General features: G+C 67.6%; 19 protein-coding genes and 1 pseudogene. All 20 read right to left on the reverse strand.

All coding sequences use genetic code 11. From position 1 onward, the window contains the following. Window positions 1-1,035 (reverse strand): annotated as a pseudogene (locus D2V17_RS13260) (tetratricopeptide repeat protein); the annotation flags it as partial. 58 nt (window positions 1,036-1,093) lie between these two features. Continuing rightward, window positions 1,094-2,695 carry a cell division protein FtsZ gene (gene ftsZ, locus D2V17_RS13265; protein WP_119593287.1) on the reverse strand — a complete coding sequence of 534 codons (1,602 nt, stop codon included), beginning with the start codon at window positions 2,693-2,695 and terminating at the stop codon, window positions 1,094-1,096. Between the two features lie 130 nt (window positions 2,696-2,825). Next, window positions 2,826-4,124, reverse strand: a complete 1,299-nt coding sequence (gene ftsA / locus D2V17_RS13270; protein WP_119593288.1) for a cell division protein FtsA — start codon at window positions 4,122-4,124, stop codon at window positions 2,826-2,828. Next, window positions 4,124-5,035, reverse strand: a complete 912-nt coding sequence (locus D2V17_RS13275) for a cell division protein FtsQ/DivIB (protein ID WP_119593289.1) — start codon at window positions 5,033-5,035, stop codon at window positions 4,124-4,126. Before D2V17_RS13275 ends, ftsA begins: the two co-directional genes overlap by 1 nt. Beyond that, complete coding sequence (locus D2V17_RS13280) at window positions 5,036-5,980, reverse strand: D-alanine--D-alanine ligase (protein WP_119593290.1); 945 nt, start codon at window positions 5,978-5,980, stop codon at window positions 5,036-5,038. It lies immediately after the preceding gene. A 139-nt stretch (window positions 5,981-6,119) separates the two neighbouring features. Next, window positions 6,120-7,049 carry a UDP-N-acetylmuramate dehydrogenase gene (gene murB / locus D2V17_RS13285; RefSeq protein ID WP_119593406.1) on the reverse strand — a complete coding sequence of 310 codons (930 nt, stop codon included), beginning with the start codon at window positions 7,047-7,049 and terminating at the stop codon, window positions 6,120-6,122. A gap of 13 nt (window positions 7,050-7,062) precedes the next feature. Beyond that, entirely contained in the window at window positions 7,063-8,505 is a 1,443-nt protein-coding gene (gene murC / locus D2V17_RS13290) for a UDP-N-acetylmuramate--L-alanine ligase (RefSeq protein ID WP_119593291.1), read from the reverse strand. After that, window positions 8,502-9,707, reverse strand: coding sequence for an undecaprenyldiphospho-muramoylpentapeptide beta-N-acetylglucosaminyltransferase (murG, locus tag D2V17_RS13295; RefSeq protein ID WP_119593292.1), 1,206 nt, complete (start codon window positions 9,705-9,707; stop codon window positions 8,502-8,504). Before murG ends, murC begins: the two co-directional genes overlap by 4 nt. Next, window positions 9,707-10,945 (reverse strand): FtsW/RodA/SpoVE family cell cycle protein, encoded by a 1,239-nt coding sequence (locus D2V17_RS13300; RefSeq protein WP_119593293.1) that lies wholly within the window; start codon window positions 10,943-10,945, stop codon window positions 9,707-9,709. The genes murG and D2V17_RS13300 overlap by 1 nt, the downstream gene beginning before the upstream one ends. Next, entirely contained in the window at window positions 10,942-12,303 is a 1,362-nt protein-coding gene (gene murD / locus D2V17_RS13305; protein ID WP_119593294.1) for a UDP-N-acetylmuramoyl-L-alanine--D-glutamate ligase, read from the reverse strand. The genes D2V17_RS13300 and murD overlap by 4 nt, the downstream gene beginning before the upstream one ends. Then, the gene (mraY, locus tag D2V17_RS13310) at window positions 12,300-13,370 is read right to left on the reverse strand and encodes a phospho-N-acetylmuramoyl-pentapeptide-transferase (RefSeq protein ID WP_119593295.1); all 1,071 of its coding nucleotides are present in this window, start codon (window positions 13,368-13,370) and stop codon (window positions 12,300-12,302) included. Before mraY ends, murD begins: the two co-directional genes overlap by 4 nt. Window positions 13,371-13,381: 11 nt before the next feature. Then, window positions 13,382-14,863: a UDP-N-acetylmuramoyl-tripeptide--D-alanyl-D-alanine ligase gene (locus D2V17_RS13315; RefSeq protein ID WP_119593296.1), complete on the reverse strand. Its 1,482-nt coding sequence runs from the start codon at window positions 14,861-14,863 to the stop codon at window positions 13,382-13,384. After that, window positions 14,860-16,332, reverse strand: a complete 1,473-nt coding sequence (locus D2V17_RS13320; RefSeq protein ID WP_119593297.1) for a UDP-N-acetylmuramoyl-L-alanyl-D-glutamate--2,6-diaminopimelate ligase — start codon at window positions 16,330-16,332, stop codon at window positions 14,860-14,862. The genes D2V17_RS13315 and D2V17_RS13320 overlap by 4 nt, the downstream gene beginning before the upstream one ends. 5 nt (window positions 16,333-16,337) lie before the next feature. Continuing rightward, window positions 16,338-18,095 carry a peptidoglycan D,D-transpeptidase FtsI family protein gene (locus D2V17_RS13325; RefSeq protein ID WP_119593298.1) on the reverse strand — a complete coding sequence of 586 codons (1,758 nt, stop codon included), beginning with the start codon at window positions 18,093-18,095 and terminating at the stop codon, window positions 16,338-16,340. Further along, on the reverse strand, window positions 18,092-18,628 hold the full coding sequence (locus D2V17_RS13330) for a hypothetical protein (protein WP_119593299.1): 537 nt from the start codon (window positions 18,626-18,628) through the stop codon (window positions 18,092-18,094). The genes D2V17_RS13325 and D2V17_RS13330 overlap by 4 nt, the downstream gene beginning before the upstream one ends. After that, the gene (rsmH, locus tag D2V17_RS13335; RefSeq protein ID WP_119593300.1) at window positions 18,625-19,596 is read right to left on the reverse strand and encodes a 16S rRNA (cytosine(1402)-N(4))-methyltransferase RsmH; all 972 of its coding nucleotides are present in this window, start codon (window positions 19,594-19,596) and stop codon (window positions 18,625-18,627) included. Before rsmH ends, D2V17_RS13330 begins: the two co-directional genes overlap by 4 nt. Then, window positions 19,593-20,087 carry a division/cell wall cluster transcriptional repressor MraZ gene (locus D2V17_RS13340; RefSeq protein WP_220474120.1) on the reverse strand — a complete coding sequence of 165 codons (495 nt, stop codon included), beginning with the start codon at window positions 20,085-20,087 and terminating at the stop codon, window positions 19,593-19,595. The genes rsmH and D2V17_RS13340 overlap by 4 nt, the downstream gene beginning before the upstream one ends. Window positions 20,088-20,286: 199 nt before the next feature. Next, complete coding sequence (locus tag D2V17_RS13345) at window positions 20,287-21,156, reverse strand: Gldg family protein (RefSeq protein WP_119593302.1); 870 nt, start codon at window positions 21,154-21,156, stop codon at window positions 20,287-20,289. After that, complete coding sequence (locus tag D2V17_RS13350) at window positions 21,122-21,496, reverse strand: hypothetical protein (RefSeq protein WP_119593303.1); 375 nt, start codon at window positions 21,494-21,496, stop codon at window positions 21,122-21,124. Before D2V17_RS13350 ends, D2V17_RS13345 begins: the two co-directional genes overlap by 35 nt. 32 nt (window positions 21,497-21,528) lie before the next feature. Next, window positions 21,529-22,524, reverse strand: a complete 996-nt coding sequence (locus D2V17_RS13355; protein WP_119593304.1) for a cysteine synthase A — start codon at window positions 22,522-22,524, stop codon at window positions 21,529-21,531. Window positions 22,525-22,552: the final 28 nt, after the last annotated feature.

The following is a 22,552-nucleotide window of genomic DNA, read 5'->3' on the forward strand; positions in this document are numbered from 1 at the left end:
CACGGTGACCGGGGCATCCTGCTCGGGCAGCGGCGGCAGTTCCCCGGCATCTTCGGCGACCGCCACCGGCGCGCCCTGCCCGCTCACCGGGGGCAATTCCTGTTCCACCGCAACACGCGTTGTCGCCATGGCAGGCTCCGGCTCGCGCGCGGCAGCGCTGGCGAGCGCCGGGCCAGACGGAATCAGCCGCTCATCACCGCGCCCGGAGGCACGCCGGGGAGCAGGCTCATCGCCGGTCGCATTGCCCAGCGCCGCAATGCGCGGATCGTCGCGCCCGATCTGCGAGCCCGACGGAAACTGCCCCAGATTGGCCGCTGCCGCCTGCTGCGCCTTGGTCAGCCTTGGCATGTAGCGCAGGTAAGGCGCGATGCGGCCCGCCAGCCGCGGCGGCAGCATCGTCTCGGCAATGGTGACCGCCTCGGCCTCCTTGCCCAGAATTGCCAGGGCGAAGGCTCGCGCGCGATAGGCGGCCAGATCGTTGCGCTGAAGCAGCGGCAACAGCACCTCTTCCGCCGCGGGCTGATTGCCCGAGATCGCATAGCTGATGGCGAGGCGCCGCATGATTTCGGGATCGGGATCGTCGTCGATCGCTTGCCGGTAAAGCCGCTGCGCGCGGCCATTGTTGCCGACCAGATCGTAGGCCAGCGCCCGCTCGCCCGCCAGCGGCCCCATCGCCTCGCCGTGATATTCGGCATTTTCGAACAGTTGCAGCGCGGTCACCGCCTCGCCTCGGCGCACCGCCACCTGCGCCAGCCCCGCCAGCATCCTGCCATCGTTGGGGTCGACCGTCTGCGCGCGGCTGAAAAAGCCGAGCGCAGCATCGACATTGTCGAGCGCCAGCGAAGCCTCGCCGGCATCGACCAGGGAATCGACCGAATCGGGATTGGCCGACAAGCGCCGCATCGCGCTCGCCAGGTCGGCCGCAGCCGGGTTGGGCAGCGCCTGCACCACTTCCTGCGCCCGCAAGGCCGGAGCACCGCCCATGCTCGCGCAAAGGGCGGTGCAGCAGGCGAGCAGAGACGTGAGCTTCGACATTGCCGACCTAGATGGCACGCGCGCTGCATTTGGCAAGCGCGCGACCATCGCGATGCGATTACTGGTTATTCTGACGGCCCAGGAAGCGCGGAATGCGCATGTTGGGGCCGCCGTCGTCACCGTCGTCATCCGAATCGCTCTCGTCAGTCGAACCGCGCGACAGGTTGGCCATGCGCTCGAACAGGGTGCTGCCCGTACCGGCACCCGCCGCGCCGGCCGCAGCCGCACCACCGCGAGCCGGACGGTCGGCAACCACATGGGCCGAGGCATCGCTCTGCTTGCCCTCACCGCCGCCAACAATGCTGCGGCGACGACCGGTCAGACCCGCAGCCTCTTCCTCAAGCGCGAGCTTCGACGAATCGAGCAGCAGTTCGTCCTGCTGGTCACCGTCGCTGTTGCCGGCAGGCGCACCGCGATCGAACGGGGCAAAGCGCTGCGGCTGTGCCTCGTCCTGCACCTCTTCGACCTCGTCGAGCCCGGCCAGGTCCATCGGCTCAGGAGCAGCGGCAGCGGGCTGCGGGTTGCGCAGCTCATGGCCATCCGCCGCGTTCGAATCGGCAGCCTTCGCCTGCACGTCCTCGGCGCTGTCGAAAGCCGCCGGAGCCGCAGCACCAGCCGCCGCCATCGGAGTCTTCGGGCCGCGCGAGGTCGACAGGTCGAGTGGGCGCGAAGCCGCCTTGGGTGCGACGTCCCCGACCTGCTCTATACCGGTGGCGACCACCGAAACGCGGATCTTGCCGTCCAGCTCGGGGTTGAAGGCCGAGCCCCAGATGATGTTCGCCTCGGGATCGACCAGCTCACGGATGTGATTGGCAGCCTCGTCGACCTCAAGCAGGCGCATGTCCTCGCCGCCGATGATCGAGATGATCACGCCCTTGGCGCCCTGCATCGACACACCGTCGAGCAGCGGATTGGCAATCGCACGCTCGGCAGCTTCCAGAGCGCGGTTCTCGCCCTCGCCCTCGCCGGTGCCCATCATCGCCTTGCCCATCTCGTTCATCACCGAACGCACGTCGGCAAAGTCGAGGTTGATGAGGCCCGGCATCACCATCAGATCGGTGATGGAGCGCACACCCTGCTGCAGCACCTCGTCGGCCAGCTCGAAGGCTTCCTTGAAGGTGGTGTCGGCCTTGGCGACCAGGAACAGGTTCTGGTTCGGAATGACGATCAGCGTATCGACGTGCTTCTGCAGCTCCTCGATCCCGCTTTCGGCGGCACGCATGCGGCGCGTGCCCTCGAACAGGAACGGTTTTGTCACCACGCCCACGGTGAGGATGCCCTTCGAGCGAGCCGCCTCGGCGATCACGGGAGCAGCGCCGGTGCCGGTGCCGCCGCCCATACCGGCGGCGATGAAGACCATGTTCACGCCTTCCAGTGCGCGCTCGATTTCCTCGACCGTTTCCTCAGCCGCCGCGCGCCCGACTTCGGGCCGCGAACCTGCGCCGAGGCCCTGCGTGATATCGGGGCCAAGCTGGATGCGATGTTCGGCGATGGCGTTGTTCAGCGCCTGCGCATCGGTGTTGGCGACAACGAAATCAACGCCTTCGATCTCGCTCTCGATCATGTTGGCGATGGCGTTGCCGCCCGCGCCGCCCACCCCGATCACGGTGATGCGGGGACGAAGTTCTTCCACCGAAGGCGGACCGATATTGATGCTCATGTCATTCTCCTGCGGCCAAGTCCCGCAATGCTCGATTTACCGCTTGTGCCACAAAGACATAGGCGGGCGTTATCCGAAAACCTTACAAATCCACAATTGCGCGCGCCTGACCAAACACACCGCGCGCAAATCAAAAAAAGTCCCGCATGGCTTTCCACACCCGGCCGACCGCAGCCGCCGGGCCGGGCCGATGGGCGCGGGTGAAGCGCGAGCCGACCCGGCGAATGTCGACCGGATCGCGCAAGGCATAGAGCACCAGCCCCGCCAGCGTCGAGAAACCGGGCACCGAATGCGCCTCGGGCAGGCCCTTCAGCGCAGGCGGACGCCCGATCCGCACCGCCACACCGAGCACGCTCTGGGTATAGTCCGCAAGGCCCGCCAACTCGGCTCCGCCGCCTGTCAGCACGACTTGCCGCGCCTGCCGCCCGCCGCTGGTGCCGGTAAAGCCCATCGCCTCAAGGCTGCGCCCGACTTCGCTCATCAGCGCATCGAGTTCGCCGGTGATGACCGTGATCAGCTCGGCGCGCGGCACCTGTTCGCGGTCGTCCGCCCCGCGCGCGACGGGTCCGCGCCCCTCCTCGCCCGGCGCGGTGACCGCGATCATCTCGCGGTGATCGGCCGGGCTGGCAATGGCCGAACCGTGCTTGCATTTCAGGCGCTCGGCCTGAAACCGGCGGATCGAAAAGGCCGAGGCAATCGCATCGGTAATGTCGGCAGAGCCGCGCTGAATGGCGTGCAGCCCGACCAGCATCCCGCCCGCATAGACCGAAACGTTCGTAACCTCGCCCCCGAACTCGACCAGCGCCACGCCAAGGTCGCGCTCCTCTTCGGTGAGGCAGGCAAGGCCCGTGGCCAGCGGCGAGGCGACCACGCCCTGCACATCGAGATGCGCGCGCTGGACCGCCTCGGTCACATTGCGCATCGGCGCGCCGTCGGCCAGCATGATGTGAATGTCGACGCCCAGCCGCTCGGCATGGAGGCCCTTGGGATTGAACACGCCGTCCGCCCCGTCGAGGAAATAACAGGCGGGCTGCGCATGGAGCACGGTGCGTCCGTCTGGCTCAAGACTGCCCTGCGCGGTCACGAGCAGGTGCTCGATATCCTCTTCCTCGATCCGCCGCCCGCCGATGGCAATCTCCACGGGGCGGATCTCGCTGGTCAGCCCTGCCCCCGATGCCCCGAGCCAGACCGAATCGACGCTCGTCCCGGCGAGCTTTTCGGCCCGCTCCAGTGCGTCGCGCACAGCATAGGTCGCCGCCGCCATATCGGTGACATAGCCGCGCTTGATGCCCTGGCTGGCGCGGTGGCCGCTGCCCAGCACCTGCATCTCGCCGTTCTCGGCCACGGCGGCGATCATCGCGGAAATGCGGAACGAGCCGATGTTGACCGCGCCGATGACGCGTTCGATGCGGCTTGCAGCACTGGACATCAGCTCTCCCCTCCCATGTTCATTTCGCGGGCTTCATCGCGCCCCGGCACGCGCATCGTCATGCTCGGCGGGTTGCGCAGATCGAAGGCGACCACCTCGCCGCCGATCAGGCGGTGCACACCATCGGCCTCGGCAAAGGCCACCAGCGCAGCGGCAGAGCGGTCCGCCCCCTCGGGCAGCGACAGCCGCTGGCCGGTGGAGAAGGTCAGATCCCAGCGGCGGTTACCGATCCAGTCGGCCTCGGCCACCTGCTGGCGCAGCGCCGGAGCCGCATCGAGCAGCGAGGCCAGCGCCTCGACCTGGCTCTGCGCGCCTTCGCCGCCGATGACCAGCATCTCCTTCGCCTCGTCAGGCGTAACCGCTTCGAGTTCCGATCCGGTGGCGTCGATCAGCACCAGCTCATTATCCCGGCGCAGCGCAGCATGCGGTTCGCGTTCGACGATGTCGACCACCAGCAGATCGGGCAACTGTCGCGAGACCCGCGCGTCCTTGACCCACGGGATAGTCAGCAATTCCTGCCGCAGCGCCTCAAGGTCCACCCGCGTCATCGCGAGATCGCGCCGGCCGATGGCGCGTTCGTAGACCATCATCTCGTTAAGCCGCTTGGTGCCGCGCACCTCGACCCGGTGCACCTCGAACCCGGCATTGGCCGAGACCAGCGCGAACCGGTCTTCGGCAAAGTCGGCGAGGCCAGTGACGCGCGCGATAAACACCACAAAGGCCAGCACGCCGGCGAAGATCAGCACGGTAAAGAATTTGTGCAGCTGGCTCTCGCTGAACGGCAAGGCGGCCAGCACCGAGCCAAGCAACGACCGACCCTGCCCGCGCGCCTTGCGCACGCGGCGGCTGGTATCGGCGGCGCGGGCCTGACGGCGCACGCCCTTTACGTTGCGGCTGATCTTCTGCGCCATCTATCCACCCTTGCCGAAGAAGCGCAGCGCGTCGGCGACGATGGTCTCGCACAGGTCGGGATAGGAAATGCCGCAGTAGCGCGCCTGTTCAGGCACGAGGCTGAGCGGGGTCATCCCCGGCTGAGTGTTGGTTTCGAGCAGGAACAACCCGTCGGCGCCGCGCTCGTCGTCCCAGCGGAAGTCGGAGCGGCTCACGCCCCGGCAACCGAGCAGCTTGTGCGCGCGCAGGGCATATTCGCAGCACAGGGCGGCGATGTCCTCGGGGATTTGTGCGGGGCAGACGTGCTCGGTCATCCCGTCGGTATATTTCGACTGGAAGTCGTAGAAGCCCGACTTGGGCACCAGTTCGGTGACGCACAGCGCCTTGTCGCCCAGCACCGCCGTGGTCAGCTCACGCCCGCGAATATAGGGTTCAGCCAGAAGGCTGGCGAATTGCTTCCACGGCCCCTCGGCATCGCGCTGGATCGGATTGCCGTAGTTGCTCTCGTCGGTAACGATGGCGACGCCGACCGAGCTGCCCTCGTTCACGGGCTTGAGGACATAGGGGCGCGGCAGCGGGTCGCCGCCGTAAAGGTCGTCCGACTTGACCACGCGCCCGCCGGGCATCGGCACCCCGTGCGGGACGAGCGCCTGCTTGGTCAGCTCCTTGTCGATCGCCACCACCGAAGTGGCAAGGCCAGCGTGGGTATAGGGAATGCCCATAAGGTCGAGCATGCCTTGCACCGTGCCATCCTCACCGGGCACGCCGTGGAGCGCGTTGAACACGACATCGGGCGCGGCCTCGGCAATGCGCGCGGCAACGTCACGCCCCATGTCGAGCCGGGTGACCTTGTGGCCCTTGCTTTCCAGCGCATCGGCGACACCATTACCCGACATGAGCGACACTTCGCGCTCGTTCGCCCAGCCGCCCATGAGGACCAGAATGTGGAGTTTGGGGAGAGTCATGCGGACAAACTTTCAGAAAAATCGCAAATCGTCCGCTCGCCCTGAGCTTGTCGAAGGGCCGTCTTTCCTTCCAGCGCAGTGCCCGAAGAAAAAATCAGTCCTTCGACAAGCTCAGGACGAGCGGGTGTTGGGAGAAAACTCACGGCCGCCCCACCCGCTGGATTTCCCATTGCAGTGCCACACCCGTCGCCTCGGCCACACGGCGGCGCACTTCCTCGCCCAGCCCCTCGATATCGGCGCTGGTGGCGTGGCCGGTGTTGATGAGAAAATTGGCGTGCTTCTCGCTCACCTGCGCGTCGCCCATCTTCAGGCCACGGCAGCCAGCCGCATCGACCAGCCGCCAGGCCTTGTCGCCCTCGGGGTTCTTGAAGGTCGAGCCGCCGGTCTTGCTGCGCAAAGGCTGCGTTTCCTCGCGCGCATGAGCGATGCGGTTCATCTCCGCCTCGATCTCCGCCGGATCGCCCGGCTCGCCCTTGAATCGCGCGGCAACCACAATTGCCCCCTCGGGCAGGCGCGAGTGGCGGTAGGAATAGTCGAGATCGGCCACCGGCACTCGCACGCAGGCGCCATCGGGCATCACCACGTCGCAATCGACCAGCACATCGGCCACCTCGCGGCCATAGGCCCCGCCGTTCATGCGCACGAAGCCGCCGACAGTGCCCGGAATGCCGCGCAAAAACTCCAGCCCCGCAATGCCCGCATCGCGCGCGCTCGAAGCCACCAGAATGCCCGGCGCACCGCCGCCGCATTCGAGCACATTGTCGCGCTTCACCTCGACGCTGGCGAAGGGTTTGCCCAGCCGCACCACCACGCCCGGCACGCCGCCATCGCGGATGATCAGGTTCGAGCCGAGCCCCAGCGCCATGACCGGGGTGCCCTCCTCCATGCGGGTGAGGAACTGGATCAGATCCTCGACGCTCTCGGGTTCGAACAACCAGTCGGCCTTGCCGCCGCTCTTGAACCAGACGAGCTTCGCCAGCGGCGCATCGCGGGTGAGCTTGCCCGCCACATCCTGCGGCACCTTGCCGCCGACGGTCGCCTCCTCGTGCGATCCGGGCGCGCTTTGCATGGTCATGGAGCCATCAGGCTGCATCGCCGGCCTCCTGCTTGCGCTGCGCATTGACGGCATCGGCAAGGCCAGCGGCCCAGCGCGTGATGTCGCCCGCGCCGAGGCAGACCACGATATCGCCCGGCTCGACCAGCCCGGCCAGTTCAGCCGCCAGCGCTTCGGGGCTGGCGATGGGCGCGGCCTGCCGGTGCCCGCGCGCCTTCAGGCCCGCCACCAGCGCATCGGAATTGACGCCCTCGATCGGGTCTTCGCCCGCCGTATAGACCGGCGCGGCATAGACCACGTCGGCATCGGTGAAGCAGCCCTGAAACTCCTCCATCAGATCGCGCAGGCGGGTGAAGCGGTGCGGCTGCGCCACGGCGATCACCCGCCCCGAAGTGGCCTCGCGCGCTGCCGAGAGCACGGCGCGGATTTCCACCGGGTGGTGCGCATAGTCGTCGATCACGCGCACCTCGGCCCCACCGCCGAGCGCAATCCGCCCGACCTCGGTGAAGCGCCGCCGCACCCCGCCGAAGCGGGCAAAGCCTGCGCGAATAGTGTCTTCGGCGCAGTCCATTTCCAATGCCACGGCCACCGCCGCCGCCGCGTTCTGGACATTGTGCCGCCCCGGCATCGGCAGCACGATGTCGGTCACGCTCCGCTCGGAACCGTCGCGCAGGCGCTGCACCACGTCGAACCGGCTCTTGCCGCCCTCGGCGACCAGATTTTCGATCCGCACATCGGCATGGGGGGAAAAGCCATAGGTGATCACGCGGCGGTCGCGCACGCGGGCGATCACGTTCTGCACCTCCGGGTGATCGAGACACAGCACCGCCGCGCCATAGAAGGGCACGTTCTCGATGAACTGGAGGAACGCATCCTTCACCGCATCGAAGCTGCCGTAATGGTCGAGGTGCTCGGGGTCGATATTGGTGACCACGGCAATGGTGCCGTCCAGACGCAGGAAGCTGCCGTCGCTCTCGTCGGCCTCGACCACCATCCACTCGCTGTCGCCCAGTCGCGCGTTCGAGCCGTAGCTTTCGATAATGCCGCCGTTGATGACCGTAGGGTCCACCCCGCCCGCATCGAGCAAGGTCGCGACCATCGAGGTGGTGGTGGTCTTCCCGTGCGTGCCCGCCACCGCGACGGTGCTTTTCAGCCGCATCAGCTCGGCGAGCATTTCCGCGCGGCGCACCACCGGGATGCGCGCCTCCAATGCAGCGGCGACCTCGGGGTTGGTCCGGCGCACCGCCGTGCTGGTGACGACCACGGCGGCATCGCCAAGGTTCTCCGCCGCATGGCCCACATGCACGGTGATACCGCGCGCGCGCAGGCGCAGGACGCTCACGCCCTCGGCCAGATCGCTGCCCTGCACGGTGTAGCCGAGGTTGTGCATGACCTCGGCAATGCCCGACATGCCAATCCCGCCAATGCCGACGAAGTGGATCGTGCCGATATCGGTAGGAACGCCCTTCATTCCGCGCGCTCCTTGGCCAGATCCTTCGCGGCCTGACCGCTCGCCTCGCGCGAGGGCGACAGGCTGCGAGCATCGCCCGCCACGCGGATCACGTCCTGAATGGTGTCGCCGCCGAAGCTCTCGACCAGATCGGCCAGGTCTTCCGCCGCCTTGGGCCGGCCGCAGTTGAACGCCGCATGAGCAGCCGTGGCGAGAGTTTCGGGGTGCATGGCCATGGCCTGAATCTGCTTTGCGAGTTCCTTGGCGGTGAAGCCGGTCTGGCGAATAGCGCGCGCGCCGCCAGCGGCGACCATCTCGCGGGTGTTGGCGGCCTGATGATCGTCGGTCGCAATCGGCAGCGGCACGAGGATCGCCGGGCGACCCACGGCGGTCAGCTCGGCAATGGTGGAGGCTCCCGCGCGGCCGATGAACAGATGCGCATCGGCAAGCTGCGCGGCCATGTCCTCGAAATAGGTCGCGAGTTCGGCGGCGATGCCATGCTTGGCATAGCGTTCGCGCACCTTCTCAAGGTCTTCCGGGCGGCACTGCTGCGTCACCTGCAAGCGGCTGCGCAGCGCGGTCGGCAGCATCGACAGGCCATCGGGTACCACTTCGGAGAGCACACTCGCGCCCTGACTGCCGCCCGTCACCAGCACGCGGAACAAGCCATCGGCGGTGAACGGGGGAAACGGCTCGTCGCGCAGCGACAGGACACCGGGGCGCACCGGATTGCCGATCAGATGGACCTTGCCCTGATACGCGGGCTTCAGCCGGTCGACCTGCGGATAGGCCGTGGCAATCGCATCGACCCGCCCTGCCAGCAGCCGGTTGACCCGCCCCAGCACCGCGTTCTGTTCGTGGATCACCGTGCCGATCCCCGCCGAGCGCGCCGCCAGCAGCGCGGGCAAGGCCGGATAGCCGCCAAAGCCGACCACGCAGCTCGGCTCGAACGTGTCATAGATCTGCCGCGCCTGCCGCTTGCCTTCGAGCACCGCGCCAATCGCCTTGGGCCAGCCGAGCGGGTTCTTCCCGAAGCGCCCGGCGGGCAGCACATGGGCGGTAAGGAAATCGGGCTTGCCGGGGATCGCCGCGCCGCGCTCGTCGGTGATGAGCGCGACATGGTGGCCGCGCCGCTCCAGCGCATGGGCGAGCGCGAATGCGGGGGTCAGGTGCCCACCGGTCCCCCCGGCGGCAAGAACGTAGTGACGGGAAATTCCGGGCATCAGCCGGCCTCTTTCTCGAGCGTGCCGCGCAGATCGAACTTCTCGCGGTCAAGGAACGGGTTGCGCCGCGTCACCGCCAGCAGAAGTCCGATGGTGAAACACTGCGCAAGGGTCGAAGAGCCACCATAGCTTACCAGCGGCAACGTCATACCCTTGGAGGGAAAAAGCTGCAGATTGACGAGGATGTTGATGAAGGCCTGCCCGCCGAACAGAGCGATCAGCCCGCTGGCGGCAAGGATGTTGAACATCCGGTCCTCGTTCACCAGCCGCACCAGCACCCGCATCACGATGGCGAGATAGAGCACTACGATAATCCCGCAGACCAGCAGGCCGAACTCCTCGCCCACGGCGGAGAAGATATAGTCGGTATGCGCTTCGGGCAGGCGCATCTTGTTGGTGCCGAGCCAGATGCCGGTGCCGGTCCAGCCGCCGCCCTGCAGGGTGCGCGCGGCAAGGTCGACCTGATCGTAGGCCGAGCCGCCGCCAAGGAACGAATCGATGCGGTGGCGCGCGTTGTCGTAGAACAGATAGGCCGCCACCAAGCCGCCTACGCCGAGCCCGCTTATCACGCCGATCCGCTGCATCGGCAGGCCCGCCAGCAGCACCATTACGAACCACGCACCGACGAACAGGATCGCCTCGCCAAGGTTGGGCTGCGCGATCACCAGCCCGACGATCACCGCCAGCAGGCCAAAGCTGACCCAGATCACCGGCAGATCGGGATCGTGCAGCTTCCACGACAGCACCCATGCCAGCGTGATGACGAAGGCAGGCTTGAGGAATTCGCTCGGTTGCAGGCTGAGGCCGAAGTTCAGCCACCGCCGCGCGCCGTTCACCTCGGTGCCGATCACCGGCACCAGCACAAGGCAGAACAGCATGAATGCCGCCATCACGATCGCCCCGCGCCGCAGCAACGTCGGTTCGAGGAACGATGTTGCCAGCAGCACCGCGATCCCCAGCGCCTGCCAGCGCAGGTGCAACCAGAAGAAGTGCAGCTCGCCCAACTGGACGTCGGCGGTCGACAGGCGACCGGCGCTGGCAGGCGAGGCCGAGGCCACGGCCAGCGCGCCCACCGCCATCAGCAGCGCGATCAGCACCAGCAGCACCCGGTCGATCTCGCGCCACCAGATGCGCACCATCCGCCGCCGCTCTTCGGCGAGCGCCAGCCCCCGGCGCGGCGGCTTCACCGCCGTGGCCGCAAGGCCCGCACCGTGCACTATGCCGCGCTGCCTGTTCATGCCGGTTCGCTCCCGGAATCACTGACGGAATCACTGGCGGTATCGGCCCCGGAGCACAGTTCGCGCACACACATGCGGAAGGAGACTCCACGCGCCTCATAGTCGCGGAACTGGTCGAAGCTGGCGCAGGCCGGGCTGAGCAGCACGACATCGCCCGCCACCGCCTCGGCGCAGGCGCGGCGCACCGCTTCGCACAGCATTTCGCTGCGCTCGACCGCAACATGCGGGCCGAGCAGCCGCGCGAACATCTCGCCCGCCTCGCCGATGGTATAGGCCCGCACGACATTGCCGAGGTGCGGCAGGCATTCGTCGAGATTGTCGTCCTTGGGCAGGCCGCCGCAGATCCAGTGGATGCGCGGGAAAGCCGCCAGCGCAGGTGCGGTCGAGGCAGGGTTCGTCGCCTTGCTGTCGTTGACCCAGAGGACACCGTTATAGGTTCCGATCCGCTCCATCCGGTGCGGGAGACCGGCAAAGCTCGCCAGCCCCGCCATGATCTGTGCCTGCGACAGGCCAAGCTCGGCCACCAGCGCGGCAGCGATGGCAGCGTTCTGGAGGTTGTGCGGCCCTTGCAGACTGGGCCAGTCGCCCTGCCCCGGTGCCAACGCGGCGAGATCGGTGCAGACTGCCCGCCCCGGCGCACGGCGCGCCTGTTCGGCCCGGTGAATCGCACTGGTCGGCTCGTCAGCGCAGCCGAAGACGGCGAACTGATCGGCCCCCTGCATCGCCAGCAACCGCGCCTTCGAGGCGGCATAGGCGGCAAATCCGTCGTAGCGGTCGAGATGGTCGGGGGTGATGTTGATGAGCGCCGCCGCTTCGCAGGCGAGCGAGGAAGTGAGATCGATCTGATAGCTCGACAGTTCGAGCACATAGACGCCGACGCCGTTGTCGTTTGGCGCAAGCGGCTCCTGCCCCATGATCGCCAGCCCGATATTGCCGCCCATCTCGGTCGGCACGCCAGCGCTCCGGAACAGGTGATGCACCAGCGCGGTGGTGGTCGACTTGCCGTTGGTCCCGGTAATGCCGACGACCTTGTGCGGCGGCAGGTCCGCCCGCGCCTGCGCAAACAGCTCGATATCGCCGATCACCGGCACACCCGCCGCCCGCGCGCGGGGCACCAGCGGGTGGGTGTTGAGCGGCACTCCGGGCGACACCACGATAGCGTCAAAGTGATCGAGCGCGATCTCCATCGGGTCGGCAATCGTCACCCGTCCGGCAAGTTGCTCGCACGGCTCCGGGCGGCGGTCCCAGGCAGTCACCCGCGCGCCGCTCGCCAGCAGCGCCTCGACGGTCGCCATCCCCGAGCGCGCGAGCCCCAGCACGCAATAGGATTTGTCCGCAAAGGCGCGCGAAGTGATCATCGCAGCTTGAGCGTCGACAGGCCGATCAGCGCGAGCACGATGGCGATGATCCAGAACCGGATCACCACGGTCGATTCCTTCCACCCGAGCTGCTCGAAATGGTGGTGGATCGGGGCCATGCGGAACACCCGCTTGCCGGTGCGCTTGAACCAGAACACCTGCACCATCACGCTCACCGCTTCGAGCACGAACAGCCCGCCGACGATGGCGAGCACGATCTCGTGATGGCTGGCAACGGCAATCGCGCCCAGCGCCCCGCCGAGGGCAAGCGAGCCGGTGTCGCCCATGAACACGGCGGCCGGCGGCGCGTTGAACCACAGGAAGGCGAGCCCCGCACCCATGATCCCGGCGCACAGGATCGCCAGTTCGCCCGCCATCGGCACATAGGGAATGCCGAGATAGCCCGAGAAGTCGACGCGCCCCACCACGTAACAGATGATGGCAAAGGTGCCCGCCGCGATCACCACCGGCATCGTGGCAAGCCCGTCGAGCCCGTCGGTGAGGTTGACCGCGTTGCCCGCACCCACGATCACCACGGCGGCAAACACATAGTAGAACGGGCCCAGCGGGATCGCCCGATCCGACAGGAACGGCACATAGACGTTGGTGTTGATCTCGCTGACGATCAGCCAGGCGGCAATTCCGGCAACGACGAACTCGGCCAGCAAGCGCACCTTGCTCGAAAGCCCGGCATGGTGGCGCTTGGTCACCTTGTCGTAGTCATCGAGGAAACCGATCACGCCGAAACCCGCGATCACCGCAAGGCAGGCCCAGACGAACTGATTGGACAGATCCATCCAGATCAGCATCGCCAGAAACAACGAGGTGAGAATCATCAGCCCGCCCATGGTGGGCGTGCCGACCTTGGCGAGGTGCGTCTGCGGGCCGTCGGAACGGATCGGCTGCCCCTTGCCCTGCCGCACGCGCAGCATGGCGATGAAGCGCGGGCCGATGATCAGGCCGATCAGCAGCGCGGTCATCATCGTCGCACCGGCGCGGAAGGTCTGGTAGCGGACGAGGTTCCACAGACCTTCGAATTCGAACAATCCTGCGAGAAAATAGAGCATGTCCGGGCGTTTCAGCCTTCCCTGGCGACAAAGTGATCCACAAGACGCGACAGCCCGACCGAATTCGAGCCTTTGACCAGCACCGCATCGCCGCCGATCAGACCAAATTCCTCCAGCGCCGAAATTGCCTCGCCTGCATCGGCGCATTGGGCAAAGCCGAGCGGATTGCCAAGCGAATTTACGGACTGTTTCCCCAGTTCGCGGGCGAGCGGTTCCATCTCCGCGCCGACCAGCACCACGAAGTCGGCTTGCGAGGCCAGCAAGGGCTCTGCCAGCTGGGCATGGAAGCCCGGTCCGAAGTCGCCCAGCTCCTTCATCGCGCCGAGCACGGCGATGCGCCGGGTGGCGGGCGTCTGCCCCAGTTGCGCGAGGGTGGCGCGCATCGAGGCGGGGTTGGCGTTGTAGCTCTCGTCGATCAGCAGGGCATGGCCGCCGACCGCCGCAATCCGCCGCCGCGCGCCCCGGCCCTTGAGGCCGCCCATTTCCGCCAGCGCGAGGCCGGCCGCACCCAGATCGCCGCCCGCCGCTCGCACGGCGGCCATCACGCACAGCGAGTTGGCAATCCAGTGCTCGCCCGGCTCGGCGACGTGGTAGCACAGGCTCGCACCGTCCATCCGCGCGGTGACGAGCGCCCCGCCCTGCGCCAGCGGCAGGGCTTCGAGCAGACGGACATCGGCATGGTCCGCGCGGCCAAAGCTGATGACCTTCGCGCCGACGGCGAGCGCGGCATCGCGCAGCCGCGCGAAGTGCGGGCTATCGGCGGGGATCACGGCGGTGCCGCCTTGCTCCAGCCCGCCGAAGATCTCGGCCTTGGCATCGGCAATCGCCTCTTCCGAGCCGAGGTTCTCGATATGGGCGGGCGCTATCGTGGTGATGACGGCCACATGCGGGCGCACCTGTGCGGTCAGCCCGGCGATCTCGCCCGCGTGGTTCATGCCCATCTCGAACACGCCGAAGCGGCTGCGGGCGGGCATCCGGGCAAGGCTCAGCGGCACACCGACGTGGTTGTTGTAGCTGCGCACCGAGCGGTGCGCGCCGATGCTCCCGCCCAGATCGCCGCTTCCCCCGCGCGAGCGTTCGAGCGCCGCGAACAGCGCCTCTTTCACCCCGGTCTTGCCGACCGAGCCGGTGACGCCGATGATCTTGGCCACGGCGCGCTTGCGGGCAGCGGCGGCGAGCGCTTCCAGCGCCGCGTTAGTATCGGCCACCAGCACGTGCGGGCCATCGACCGGGCGGTCGACCAGCGCAGCGGCAGCGCCGCGGGCGAAAGCGCCATCAACGAAGCGGTGGCCGTCCATGGCCTCGCCCTTCAGCGCCACGAACAGATCACCGCTGCGCACATCGCGCGAATCCATTTCGACGCCCGAGACTTCGAAGTCGCCGCTCGCCGTGCCGCCGGTGGCTGCGGCGATTTCGGCGGCGGTCCACAGCGCCAGCCGCTTTGCGCGCGTTTCGCCCACCGGCCAGCGCATCACCTTGGCAAGCGCGTTCATCGCCCTGCCTCCGAGCCCAGCCCGGCGGCACACTCGCGCGCCACGGTAACGTCATCGAACGGCAAAACCTGCATAGTGTCTCCGGACCCCACAATCTGACCCTGCTCGTGCCCCTTGCCGGCCACGAGCACGATGTCCCCGGACCGCGCATCGCCTATCGCGGCGGCAATTGCCAAACGCCGGTCGCCGATTTCCTGTGCATTGGGCGCTCCGGCCAGAACTTCGGCGCGGATCGCGGCGGCATTTTCGCCGCGCGGGTTATCGTCGGTGACGATCACCAGATCGGAACCGGCGGCAGCGGCCTCGCCCATCGGCGCGCGTTTGCCCTTGTCGCGGTCGCCGCCCGCGCCGAACACGGTAATGAGGCGGCCCGACACATGCGGACGCAGCGCCGCAATCGCGGCAGACAGCGCATCGGGCGTGTGGGCATAGTCGACATAGACCGGCGCGCCGCTCGCCGCGATGGCCGCGCGTTCGAGCCGTCCGCGCACCGGCTGCAACCGCGCCACCGCGTCGAACACGCGGGCCGGATCGCTGCCCGTCACCAGCGTCAGCCCCGCCGCGACCAGCGCATTGGCGACCTGATAGGCCCCGATCAGCGGCAGGCGGATGGCATAGGCCCTGCCGCCGTGAACGATCTTCAGATCCTGCCCCAGCGGCGTGGGCTTGCGCGCGATCAGGCGGATGCCGTCGCCTTCCTCGCCCACCGTGAACGGCTTCAGCCCGCGCGCCATGGCGACGGCCTTGGCCAGCTTGCCCCACTTGTCGTCGATCCAGATCACCGCGCTGCCGTCTTCGGACACAACTTCCGAAAACAGCCGCATCTTGGCGGCGAAGTAGTCGTCCATATCCCTGTGGTAATCGAGGTGGTCGCGGCTGAGGTTGGTGAAGGCCCCGGCGGCAACTTCGATGCCCTCGTTGCGATATTGCGACAGGCCGTGGCTGGAGGCTTCGTAGGCCACATGGCTCACCCCTTCGCGCGCCAACCCGGTCATGGTGGCAAGGAAGGTGGCGATATCGGGCGTGGTAAGCCCGGTCGAAATGCTTTCGTCCGCCGTGGTGACGCCCAGCGTGCCGATCGAGGCCGAGCGCAGGCCGAGCATGCGCCAGATCTGGCGCGTCATCTCGGCGGTGGAGGTCTTGCCGTTGGTGCCCGTCACCGCCACCACGTTTTCCGGCACCGGGCGATAGAACTGCGCGGCCAGCAGCGCGAAGGCGCGGCGCGGCTCATCGGCGGGAATGTGCAGCGCCCCCTCGACCCTGGCCGAGGGCCGCGCGATCACCGCCACGGCCCCGCCCGCCACAGCCGCCGGGATATAGTCCTCGCCATTGACCCTGGTGCCGGGGAAGGCCCCGAACACGTTGCCGGGCGCGACCTTGCGGTTATCGATGGCAAAGCCCGTGATCCGCGCCGACCCGTCCTGCGGGCTCTCGACACCGGCAAGTTTGGCGAGATCGGCCAGCAGCATCGCAGTTACTCTCCTACCAGCGAGCGCACGTCGCTCAGGTCGATATCGCGGCTCGCATCGGGCAGCACGCCCAGCTGCGGACCGATGCGCGAAACCAGCCGCTTGACGATCGGCGCAGCGTTCCAGGCGGCGGTACGCTGGAACGAGGAGGCGCGCGTGCCCTTCGGCTCGTCAAGCATGGCGATCACCACATAGCGCGGCTTGTCCATCGGGAAGGCGGCAGCAAAGGTCGAGACCAGCGTGGTCCGGCGATAGCCGCGCACACCCGGCTTTTCGGCCGAGCCGGTCTTGCCGCCCACGCGGAAACCGGGCGCATCGGCGTTCTTGCCGGTGCCATACAGCGCGATCAGCCGCAAAAGCTGGTTCATCCGTGCACTGGTGCTGGCCTTGAACACCCGCCGCCCGCGCGGAGCATGGCCCGGCTCGATCCGATTCAGCGTCGCCGGACGCCAGATCCCGCCGTTCACCATCGCCGCATAGGCCGAAGCCAGGTGCAGCGGGGTCACCGCGATGCCATGGCCGAACCCGGCGTAAAGCGCCTTGGTCTTGTCCCACTTGCCGCCCATGCCGAGCGGCGCGCCGCGCGCGGGCAGCTCGATATAGGGCGCCTCGTTCATGCCGAGCTGGCCGAAGTAGTTGTGCAGCGTCGGCCCGCCGACTTCGCCCGCGATCTGCGCCGACACGATGTTCGACGAATGGATCAGCGTCTCGGGCACGTTCAGCGTATCGCCGATCCGGTGGCTGTCACCGATGGCAAAGCGGCCGACCCTGATCGGCTTGCTGGCCTGCCAGCGACGGCCCAGATTGGTGATCACCCCGGTGTCGATGGCCACCGCCACGGTCAGCGGCTTGAAGGTCGAGCCGAGTTCGTAGACCTGGTTGGTCAGGCGGTTGAACACGGCGGGCATTTCGCCCGCATCGGTGCGTTCCTTCGGCAGCACGACATCGGTGGTGAGGATCTGGTTGGGGTCGAACCCCGGCTTGCTCGCCAGCGCCAGCACTTCGCCGGTATCGACATCGAGCACGATGCCCGCCGCGCCCACCGCATCGACCGAGAGCATTCCGCGCTCCAGCTCGTCTTCGAGCGCGCCCTGCACCCGTGCATCGATGGAAAGCGCCACCGGATCGGCGCGCTTGGCGGGATCGAGCAGCCGGTCGTCAAGCACGGCCTCCATGCCGACCCGGCCATGACCGTCGGCGGCGACATAGCCGAGCACGTGCGCGGCCAGCGAGCCTTGCGGATAGTGGCGATCCTTCTCGCGCGTGATCTCCAGCGCCAGTTCGCCGATGGCCTGCACCTTGTTGGCATCCTCGGGCAGGATGCGGCGGCGCAGATAGCCCGCCTTGCCCGAAAGCAGCTTCTCGACCACCTCGCTCTCGTCGAGATCGGGGAAGATCCGGCGCAGATCGCCCGCCACCTCTTGCGGCGAACGCACCAGCGGCGAGCCGCCATCGGCCATCGCCTGCGGGTTGAACCACAGGGCATAGGCCGGAAACTCGCGCGCCAGCGGCAGGCCGTTGCGATCGGTGATCTCGCCGCGATCGGGCAGCAGAAGCGTGGCCATGGTCTGCACGCGCGGGCCGGGCTGGGCCGCACCCAGCCATGCGATCCGGCCCAGCGCACACAGCGCCAGCAGCACGAAGATCAGCATCAACAGCAGCAGCCGCAACCGCGCCACCAGCAGCGCGCGGCGGCGATGGTCGAACAGTCCGGCACCGGTGCTGCGCGCCCGCATCCGAGGGGCAGCCGCGAGCGTGCTCATTGACCGAGCTCTCCGTGCAGCGAGGCCAGCGGAATCCGCACCTGACCCGTGCCCTCGCCCAGACCGATGCGCGTCCCGCGACTGCGCGCGACTTCGCCGTCTTCAGGCGGAGCGCCCTCGACCAGCGCCGCATCGAGCGGCTCGCCGGTCAGCGGCGAGACCAGCTTGGGGAATGCCGGCACCGCATCGGTCGAGGTCAGGCCCGCCAGCCGGATCGGCGCAGGCGCATTGTCGGCCCGCGGCTTGGAGAACTGCGCCAGCTGGCGTTCGCCGTCGATGAACTGCCCCGCCTCGGGCGCACGAAAGCCGAAGTTGATGCGGTTGAGCCGCGCCAGCTGCACCTGGTTCGAGCGGGTCAGGAACTCGGTTTCGAGCATCATGTTCGCGCGTTCGAGGCGCACGATCTCACGCTCGGCCTGCACCACCTCGGAGTGAATCGCGTTCACCTTGAGGTGCAGCATCACATAAAGCACGACACAGACCGACAAAACGGCGAGCCAACCGAAACGGCGATAACGGGCGGGCGCGGTCATACAGCCTCCTGATCGGTCTGGCGGGCGGGTGCGGCGGTGCGGGTGGCGGCGCGCAAGGTAGCCGAGCGGGCGCGCGGGTTGCGCTCGATCTCGGCGGCGGACGGACGGATCGCGCGCGACACCTGCGTGTAGATCGCGGGCGTGTCGCTGGCCGCCTCGGGCAGATAGCGCGAGCCGCGCGGGTTCTGGTTGGCGGCATCGCGCAGATAGGCTTTCACGATGCGGTCCTCCAGCGAGTGGAAGCTCACCACCGCCAGCCGGCCGCCCTCGCCCAGCAGTTGCTCGGCACCGGCAAGGCCCTCAGCCAGCTCGTCCAGCTCACGGTTCACGTGGATGCGGATCGCCTGAAAGGTGCGCGTCGCCGGGTCTTTCGGCGCGCCGGGGTGATGGCCGAGCGCCTTGCGCACGACGTTCGCCAATTCGCCGGTGGTGGTGAGCGGACGCGCGGCCACGATCGCGCGGGCCACCCGGCGCGACTGACGCTCCTCACCATACTGATAGAGCACGTCGGCAATCGCGCCCTCGTCCACCGTGTTGACGAAGTCGGCGGCATTGGGGCCGGACTGGTCCATCGTCATGTCGAGCGGGCCGTCGAGCATAAAGGCAAAGCCCCGCTCCGCCTGATCGAGCTGCATCGAGGAGACGCCGATATCCATCGTCACGCCATCGACCTGCTGCACCCCGGCCTCAGCCAGCGCCTCGGCCATTTCGGAGAAGCGCCGGTGGTGCAGCACCAGCCGCGGCGGGTCTTCGCGCGTCTCGGGCCATTCGCGGCCGGCGGCGACGGCATCGGGGTCACGGTCGAAGGCATGGACCGTCGCCCCGCGCGCCAGCAGCGCACGGGTATAGCCGCCCGCGCCGAAGGTCGCATCGACCATCAGCTCGCCCGGCTGCGGGGCCAGTGCATCCATCACCTCGTCGAGCAAGACGGGAACGTGCGGCGCAGCGAGATGAGGCGCGCCTCTCATTTGGCCTTCGCCTTCTTCTTCGCGCTTTCGGCGAGGGTGCGGCAATTGGCCTGCGCATTGTTCCAGGCCTCGCCCATCGAATAGAGCTTGTCGGGCGACCAGATCGTGAAGAACGGCATACCGCCCTGGAAGAAGACTTCGTCACCCAGCCCGGCAAGGTCGGTGAGGTGGTCGGGCATCACGAAGCGGCCGCTAGCATCGAACGGCACCTCGACATAGCTCAGCAGCTGCGCGCCGCGCAGTTCGCGGTCATAGTCCTTGTCGCGACGCAGGGCGGCTTCTTCCTCGCGGTCGAGGATGTCCTCGAACCCGGCGATGGCGGACTGGCTGAAGGCCTTGAGGCAGGGCCAGCGCTCGTGCTTGCCGAGGCACAGGATGCGCTCGTCGCCCTTGTCGGCGAAGTCCTTGCGGAATGACGGAGGCAGCACGAACCGGCTCTTTTCGCCGCGAAGCGAAAAGCCCTGTCCCTTGTACTGGATCGGCAATGCCACTGCCCCGGTCCTCGATCAAACCCAAACCCCAAGGACACGCCCTCCCCGCACCCCGAAGCGCAGGCGCAACAGGGCCACTCCGCGAATCCGGAGCGCTGGACGAGAGTCATGTCCGATGCCTCACTGTAGTACCGTGAGGTCGGACGGGAATAAAGGGGAAATTACGGGAAATCTTGGGATATGTGGGACTATCTAGCCCCTAGGGCGGAGCTGAGCCTTGTTCATGATGGTTAACCAAACCCCCGGAAATTCCATCATATTCTTGATTCCGAGCGATATTATCGGACGAAACCACCTCGGCCCGCGCGCTCCCGCCCTGTCCCGCTTCGTCCCCGAATGCACGCGTCAGCAGCGCGGACAGGGCGGGAGCGGATTCGGGCGCGGGATCGGCCAGATCGAGCAGTGCGGCATCAGCCAGAATCAGCGCAAACCCGCCTCCCAGGCTGCATTGCGCCACCAGATCGGCGGCCGACAAGGTGCACGTCGGCGCGTCACCAAGTGTCGCAAAGGTGCCCGAAAGCCGGGTTGGAACGGGCGATCCCGCAAATTCCCGCATTTGCCAGTTGGCGTCCTGCGCGGGGTCGAATCGCAGTTCCAATCCCCAGTGCGCGAGAATCGGTGAGAGCAGCGCGGTATCCTGCGGGCGGCGCCGATCCCCGAGGGCGAAGCGGCTTTCCCCGGTCATCTGCGGATCGGCAAACAGCAACAGGCGCCCGCCCGCCCGCACCCAGTTATCGAGCGCCACGTTCTCGTCGGCGGTGAGTCCGCGCGGCTGGGCCAGCAGCAGGAATTGCTGCCCGGCCAATGCCTCGGGCGAGAGATAGTCGAGCGGGACGAGGCGATAGTCGAGCTCGAGGCTGGTACGCGCCCAGTGCAGCTCGGCCTCGCCTGCCAGCAATTCGTCGAAGGTGGCGCTTTCGCCCCAGTAGATCGGGACCGTCCCCATCAGGGCAAGCTGCGGCAAGGCAGCCTCACGCTCCTCGGCAGCCAGCGGCGCAGACAGCGCCAGCGCCGCCCCGAGCGCCAGCGCCAGACTACTGCGCAGCAACGCCAGCGGGCAGCGGAGCATTCCGGGCCTGAGCAGGCTTCGCACCTTCCGCAGGCGCGCCCGTTTCAACCGGCAGTTCGGGCATCACACCCGCATCGGCCAGCGGATCGCGCGGTGCCGAGGTTGGCTCTGCAATCGAAATCGGCGGACGCATCTCGGAGACCACGCTCGCCTCGGTCTTGTCGGCGCGGCTGACCACGATATCGGCCAGGGCCACCACCAGAATCATGCAGACAAGGCCGAAGATGCCGACCTGCAAGCGCTGCACTTTCTGCGCCCGCGTTCCGGCCAGGGGCGCGGCTTCGGGCACCGTTTGCGGGCGCTTGAAGGTCTTCAGCAGTTCGCGCGGATCGATTGCCATGATCTCGGCCCCCTAAACCGGATCAGATGAACCTAACCTAGCCAGTCGAACACGGGCAAGCCTTTCGCGCGCAGCCACTCCGCATTGTAGAGCGTCGAGAGATAGCGGAAGCCGGTGTCGCACAGGATCGTCGCCACCCGCGCATCAGGACCGAGTTCGCGCCCCAGCGCCACCGCGCCCGCCACGTTGATCCCCGAGGAAAGACCCAGCGCCAGCCCCTCCTCGCGCAGCAGCTGGGCGACCCACTTGAGGCCCTCCTCGTCCGAGATACGGAACTGGGTATCAATCGGCGCGCCTTCGAGATTGGCGGTGATGCGGCCCTGCCCGATGCCCTCGGCCACCGAAGAGCCCTCGGCCTTCAGCTCGCCGTGAGCATAGTAGTTATAGAGCGCCGCGCCGTGCGGGTCGGTGAGCGCAATGCGGATATTCTCGTCGAACGCCTTCAGCCCCAAGGCCACGCCGGCAATGGTGCCGCCGGTGCCCGCCGCGCAGGTGAAACCCGAGACCTTGTGCCCGAGCTGCTCCCAGATTTCGGGCGCGGTGCTTTCGATATGGGCGCGCCGGTTGGCGACGTTGTCGAACTGGTTGGCCCAGATCGCGCCTTCGGTTTCCTCGGCGAGACGGCGGCTGGTGTGAACAAAGTGGTTGGGGTCGGCAAACTTGGTCGGCGGGACCAGCACCAGCTCGGCGCCCAGCGCGCGCAGCGTGGCCATTTTCTCGGCGCTCTGGTTGTCGGGCATGACGATGATCGTCTTGTAGCCCTTCGCATTGGCCACCAGCGCGAGGCCAATGCCGGTGTTGCCCGCCGTCCCCTCGACCACGGTGCCGCCGGGCTTCAACTCGCCCCGCTCCTCGGCATCGCGGATGATCCACAGGGCCGCCCGGTCCTTCACCGAGGCACCGGGGTTGGCGAATTCACACTTGCCCCAGATCTCGCATCCGGCCGCCTCGCTCGCCCCCTTGAGGAGCACGAGCGGAGTGTTGCCGATGAGGTCGAGGCTGTCTGTCTTGACGGATAGAGCTGTCATGCCGCCCGAAGTAGGACGCGCGGGGCCA

Origin of the sequence: Aurantiacibacter xanthus (assembly GCF_003584015.1) — a bacterium.
GTDB lineage: Bacteria > Pseudomonadota > Alphaproteobacteria > Sphingomonadales > Sphingomonadaceae > Alteraurantiacibacter > Alteraurantiacibacter xanthus.

Coding starts and splice junctions, on each gene's coding strand:
- ftsZ (WP_119593287.1), bottom strand. CDS start 2,695: ATGAGCATCAATATCGGTCCGCCTTCGGTGGAAGAACTTCGTCCCCGC.
- ftsA (WP_119593288.1), bottom strand. CDS start 4,124: ATGTCCAGTGCTGCAAGCCGCATCGAACGCGTCATCGGCGCGGTCAAC.
- D2V17_RS13275 (WP_119593289.1), bottom strand. CDS start 5,035: ATGGCGCAGAAGATCAGCCGCAACGTAAAGGGCGTGCGCCGTCAGGCC.
- D2V17_RS13280 (WP_119593290.1), bottom strand. CDS start 5,980: ATGACTCTCCCCAAACTCCACATTCTGGTCCTCATGGGCGGCTGGGCG.
- murB (WP_119593406.1), bottom strand. CDS start 7,049: ATGCAAAGCGCGCCCGGATCGCACGAGGAGGCGACCGTCGGCGGCAAG.
- murC (WP_119593291.1), bottom strand. CDS start 8,505: ATGAAGGGCGTTCCTACCGATATCGGCACGATCCACTTCGTCGGCATT.
- murG (WP_119593292.1), bottom strand. CDS start 9,707: ATGCCCGGAATTTCCCGTCACTACGTTCTTGCCGCCGGGGGGACCGGT.
- D2V17_RS13300 (WP_119593293.1), bottom strand. CDS start 10,945: ATGAACAGGCAGCGCGGCATAGTGCACGGTGCGGGCCTTGCGGCCACG.
- murD (WP_119593294.1), bottom strand. CDS start 12,303: ATGATCACTTCGCGCGCCTTTGCGGACAAATCCTATTGCGTGCTGGGG.
- mraY (WP_119593295.1), bottom strand. CDS start 13,370: ATGCTCTATTTTCTCGCAGGATTGTTCGAATTCGAAGGTCTGTGGAAC.
- D2V17_RS13315 (WP_119593296.1), bottom strand. CDS start 14,863: ATGAACGCGCTTGCCAAGGTGATGCGCTGGCCGGTGGGCGAAACGCGC.
- D2V17_RS13320 (WP_119593297.1), bottom strand. CDS start 16,332: ATGCTGCTGGCCGATCTCGCCAAACTTGCCGGTGTCGAGAGCCCGCAG.
- D2V17_RS13325 (WP_119593298.1), bottom strand. CDS start 18,095: ATGAGCACGCTCGCGGCTGCCCCTCGGATGCGGGCGCGCAGCACCGGT.
- D2V17_RS13330 (WP_119593299.1), bottom strand. CDS start 18,628: ATGACCGCGCCCGCCCGTTATCGCCGTTTCGGTTGGCTCGCCGTTTTG.
- rsmH (WP_119593300.1), bottom strand. CDS start 19,596: ATGAGAGGCGCGCCTCATCTCGCTGCGCCGCACGTTCCCGTCTTGCTC.
- D2V17_RS13345 (WP_119593302.1), bottom strand. CDS start 21,156: ATGCTCCGCTGCCCGCTGGCGTTGCTGCGCAGTAGTCTGGCGCTGGCG.
- D2V17_RS13350 (WP_119593303.1), bottom strand. CDS start 21,496: ATGGCAATCGATCCGCGCGAACTGCTGAAGACCTTCAAGCGCCCGCAA.
- D2V17_RS13355 (WP_119593304.1), bottom strand. CDS start 22,524: ATGACAGCTCTATCCGTCAAGACAGACAGCCTCGACCTCATCGGCAAC.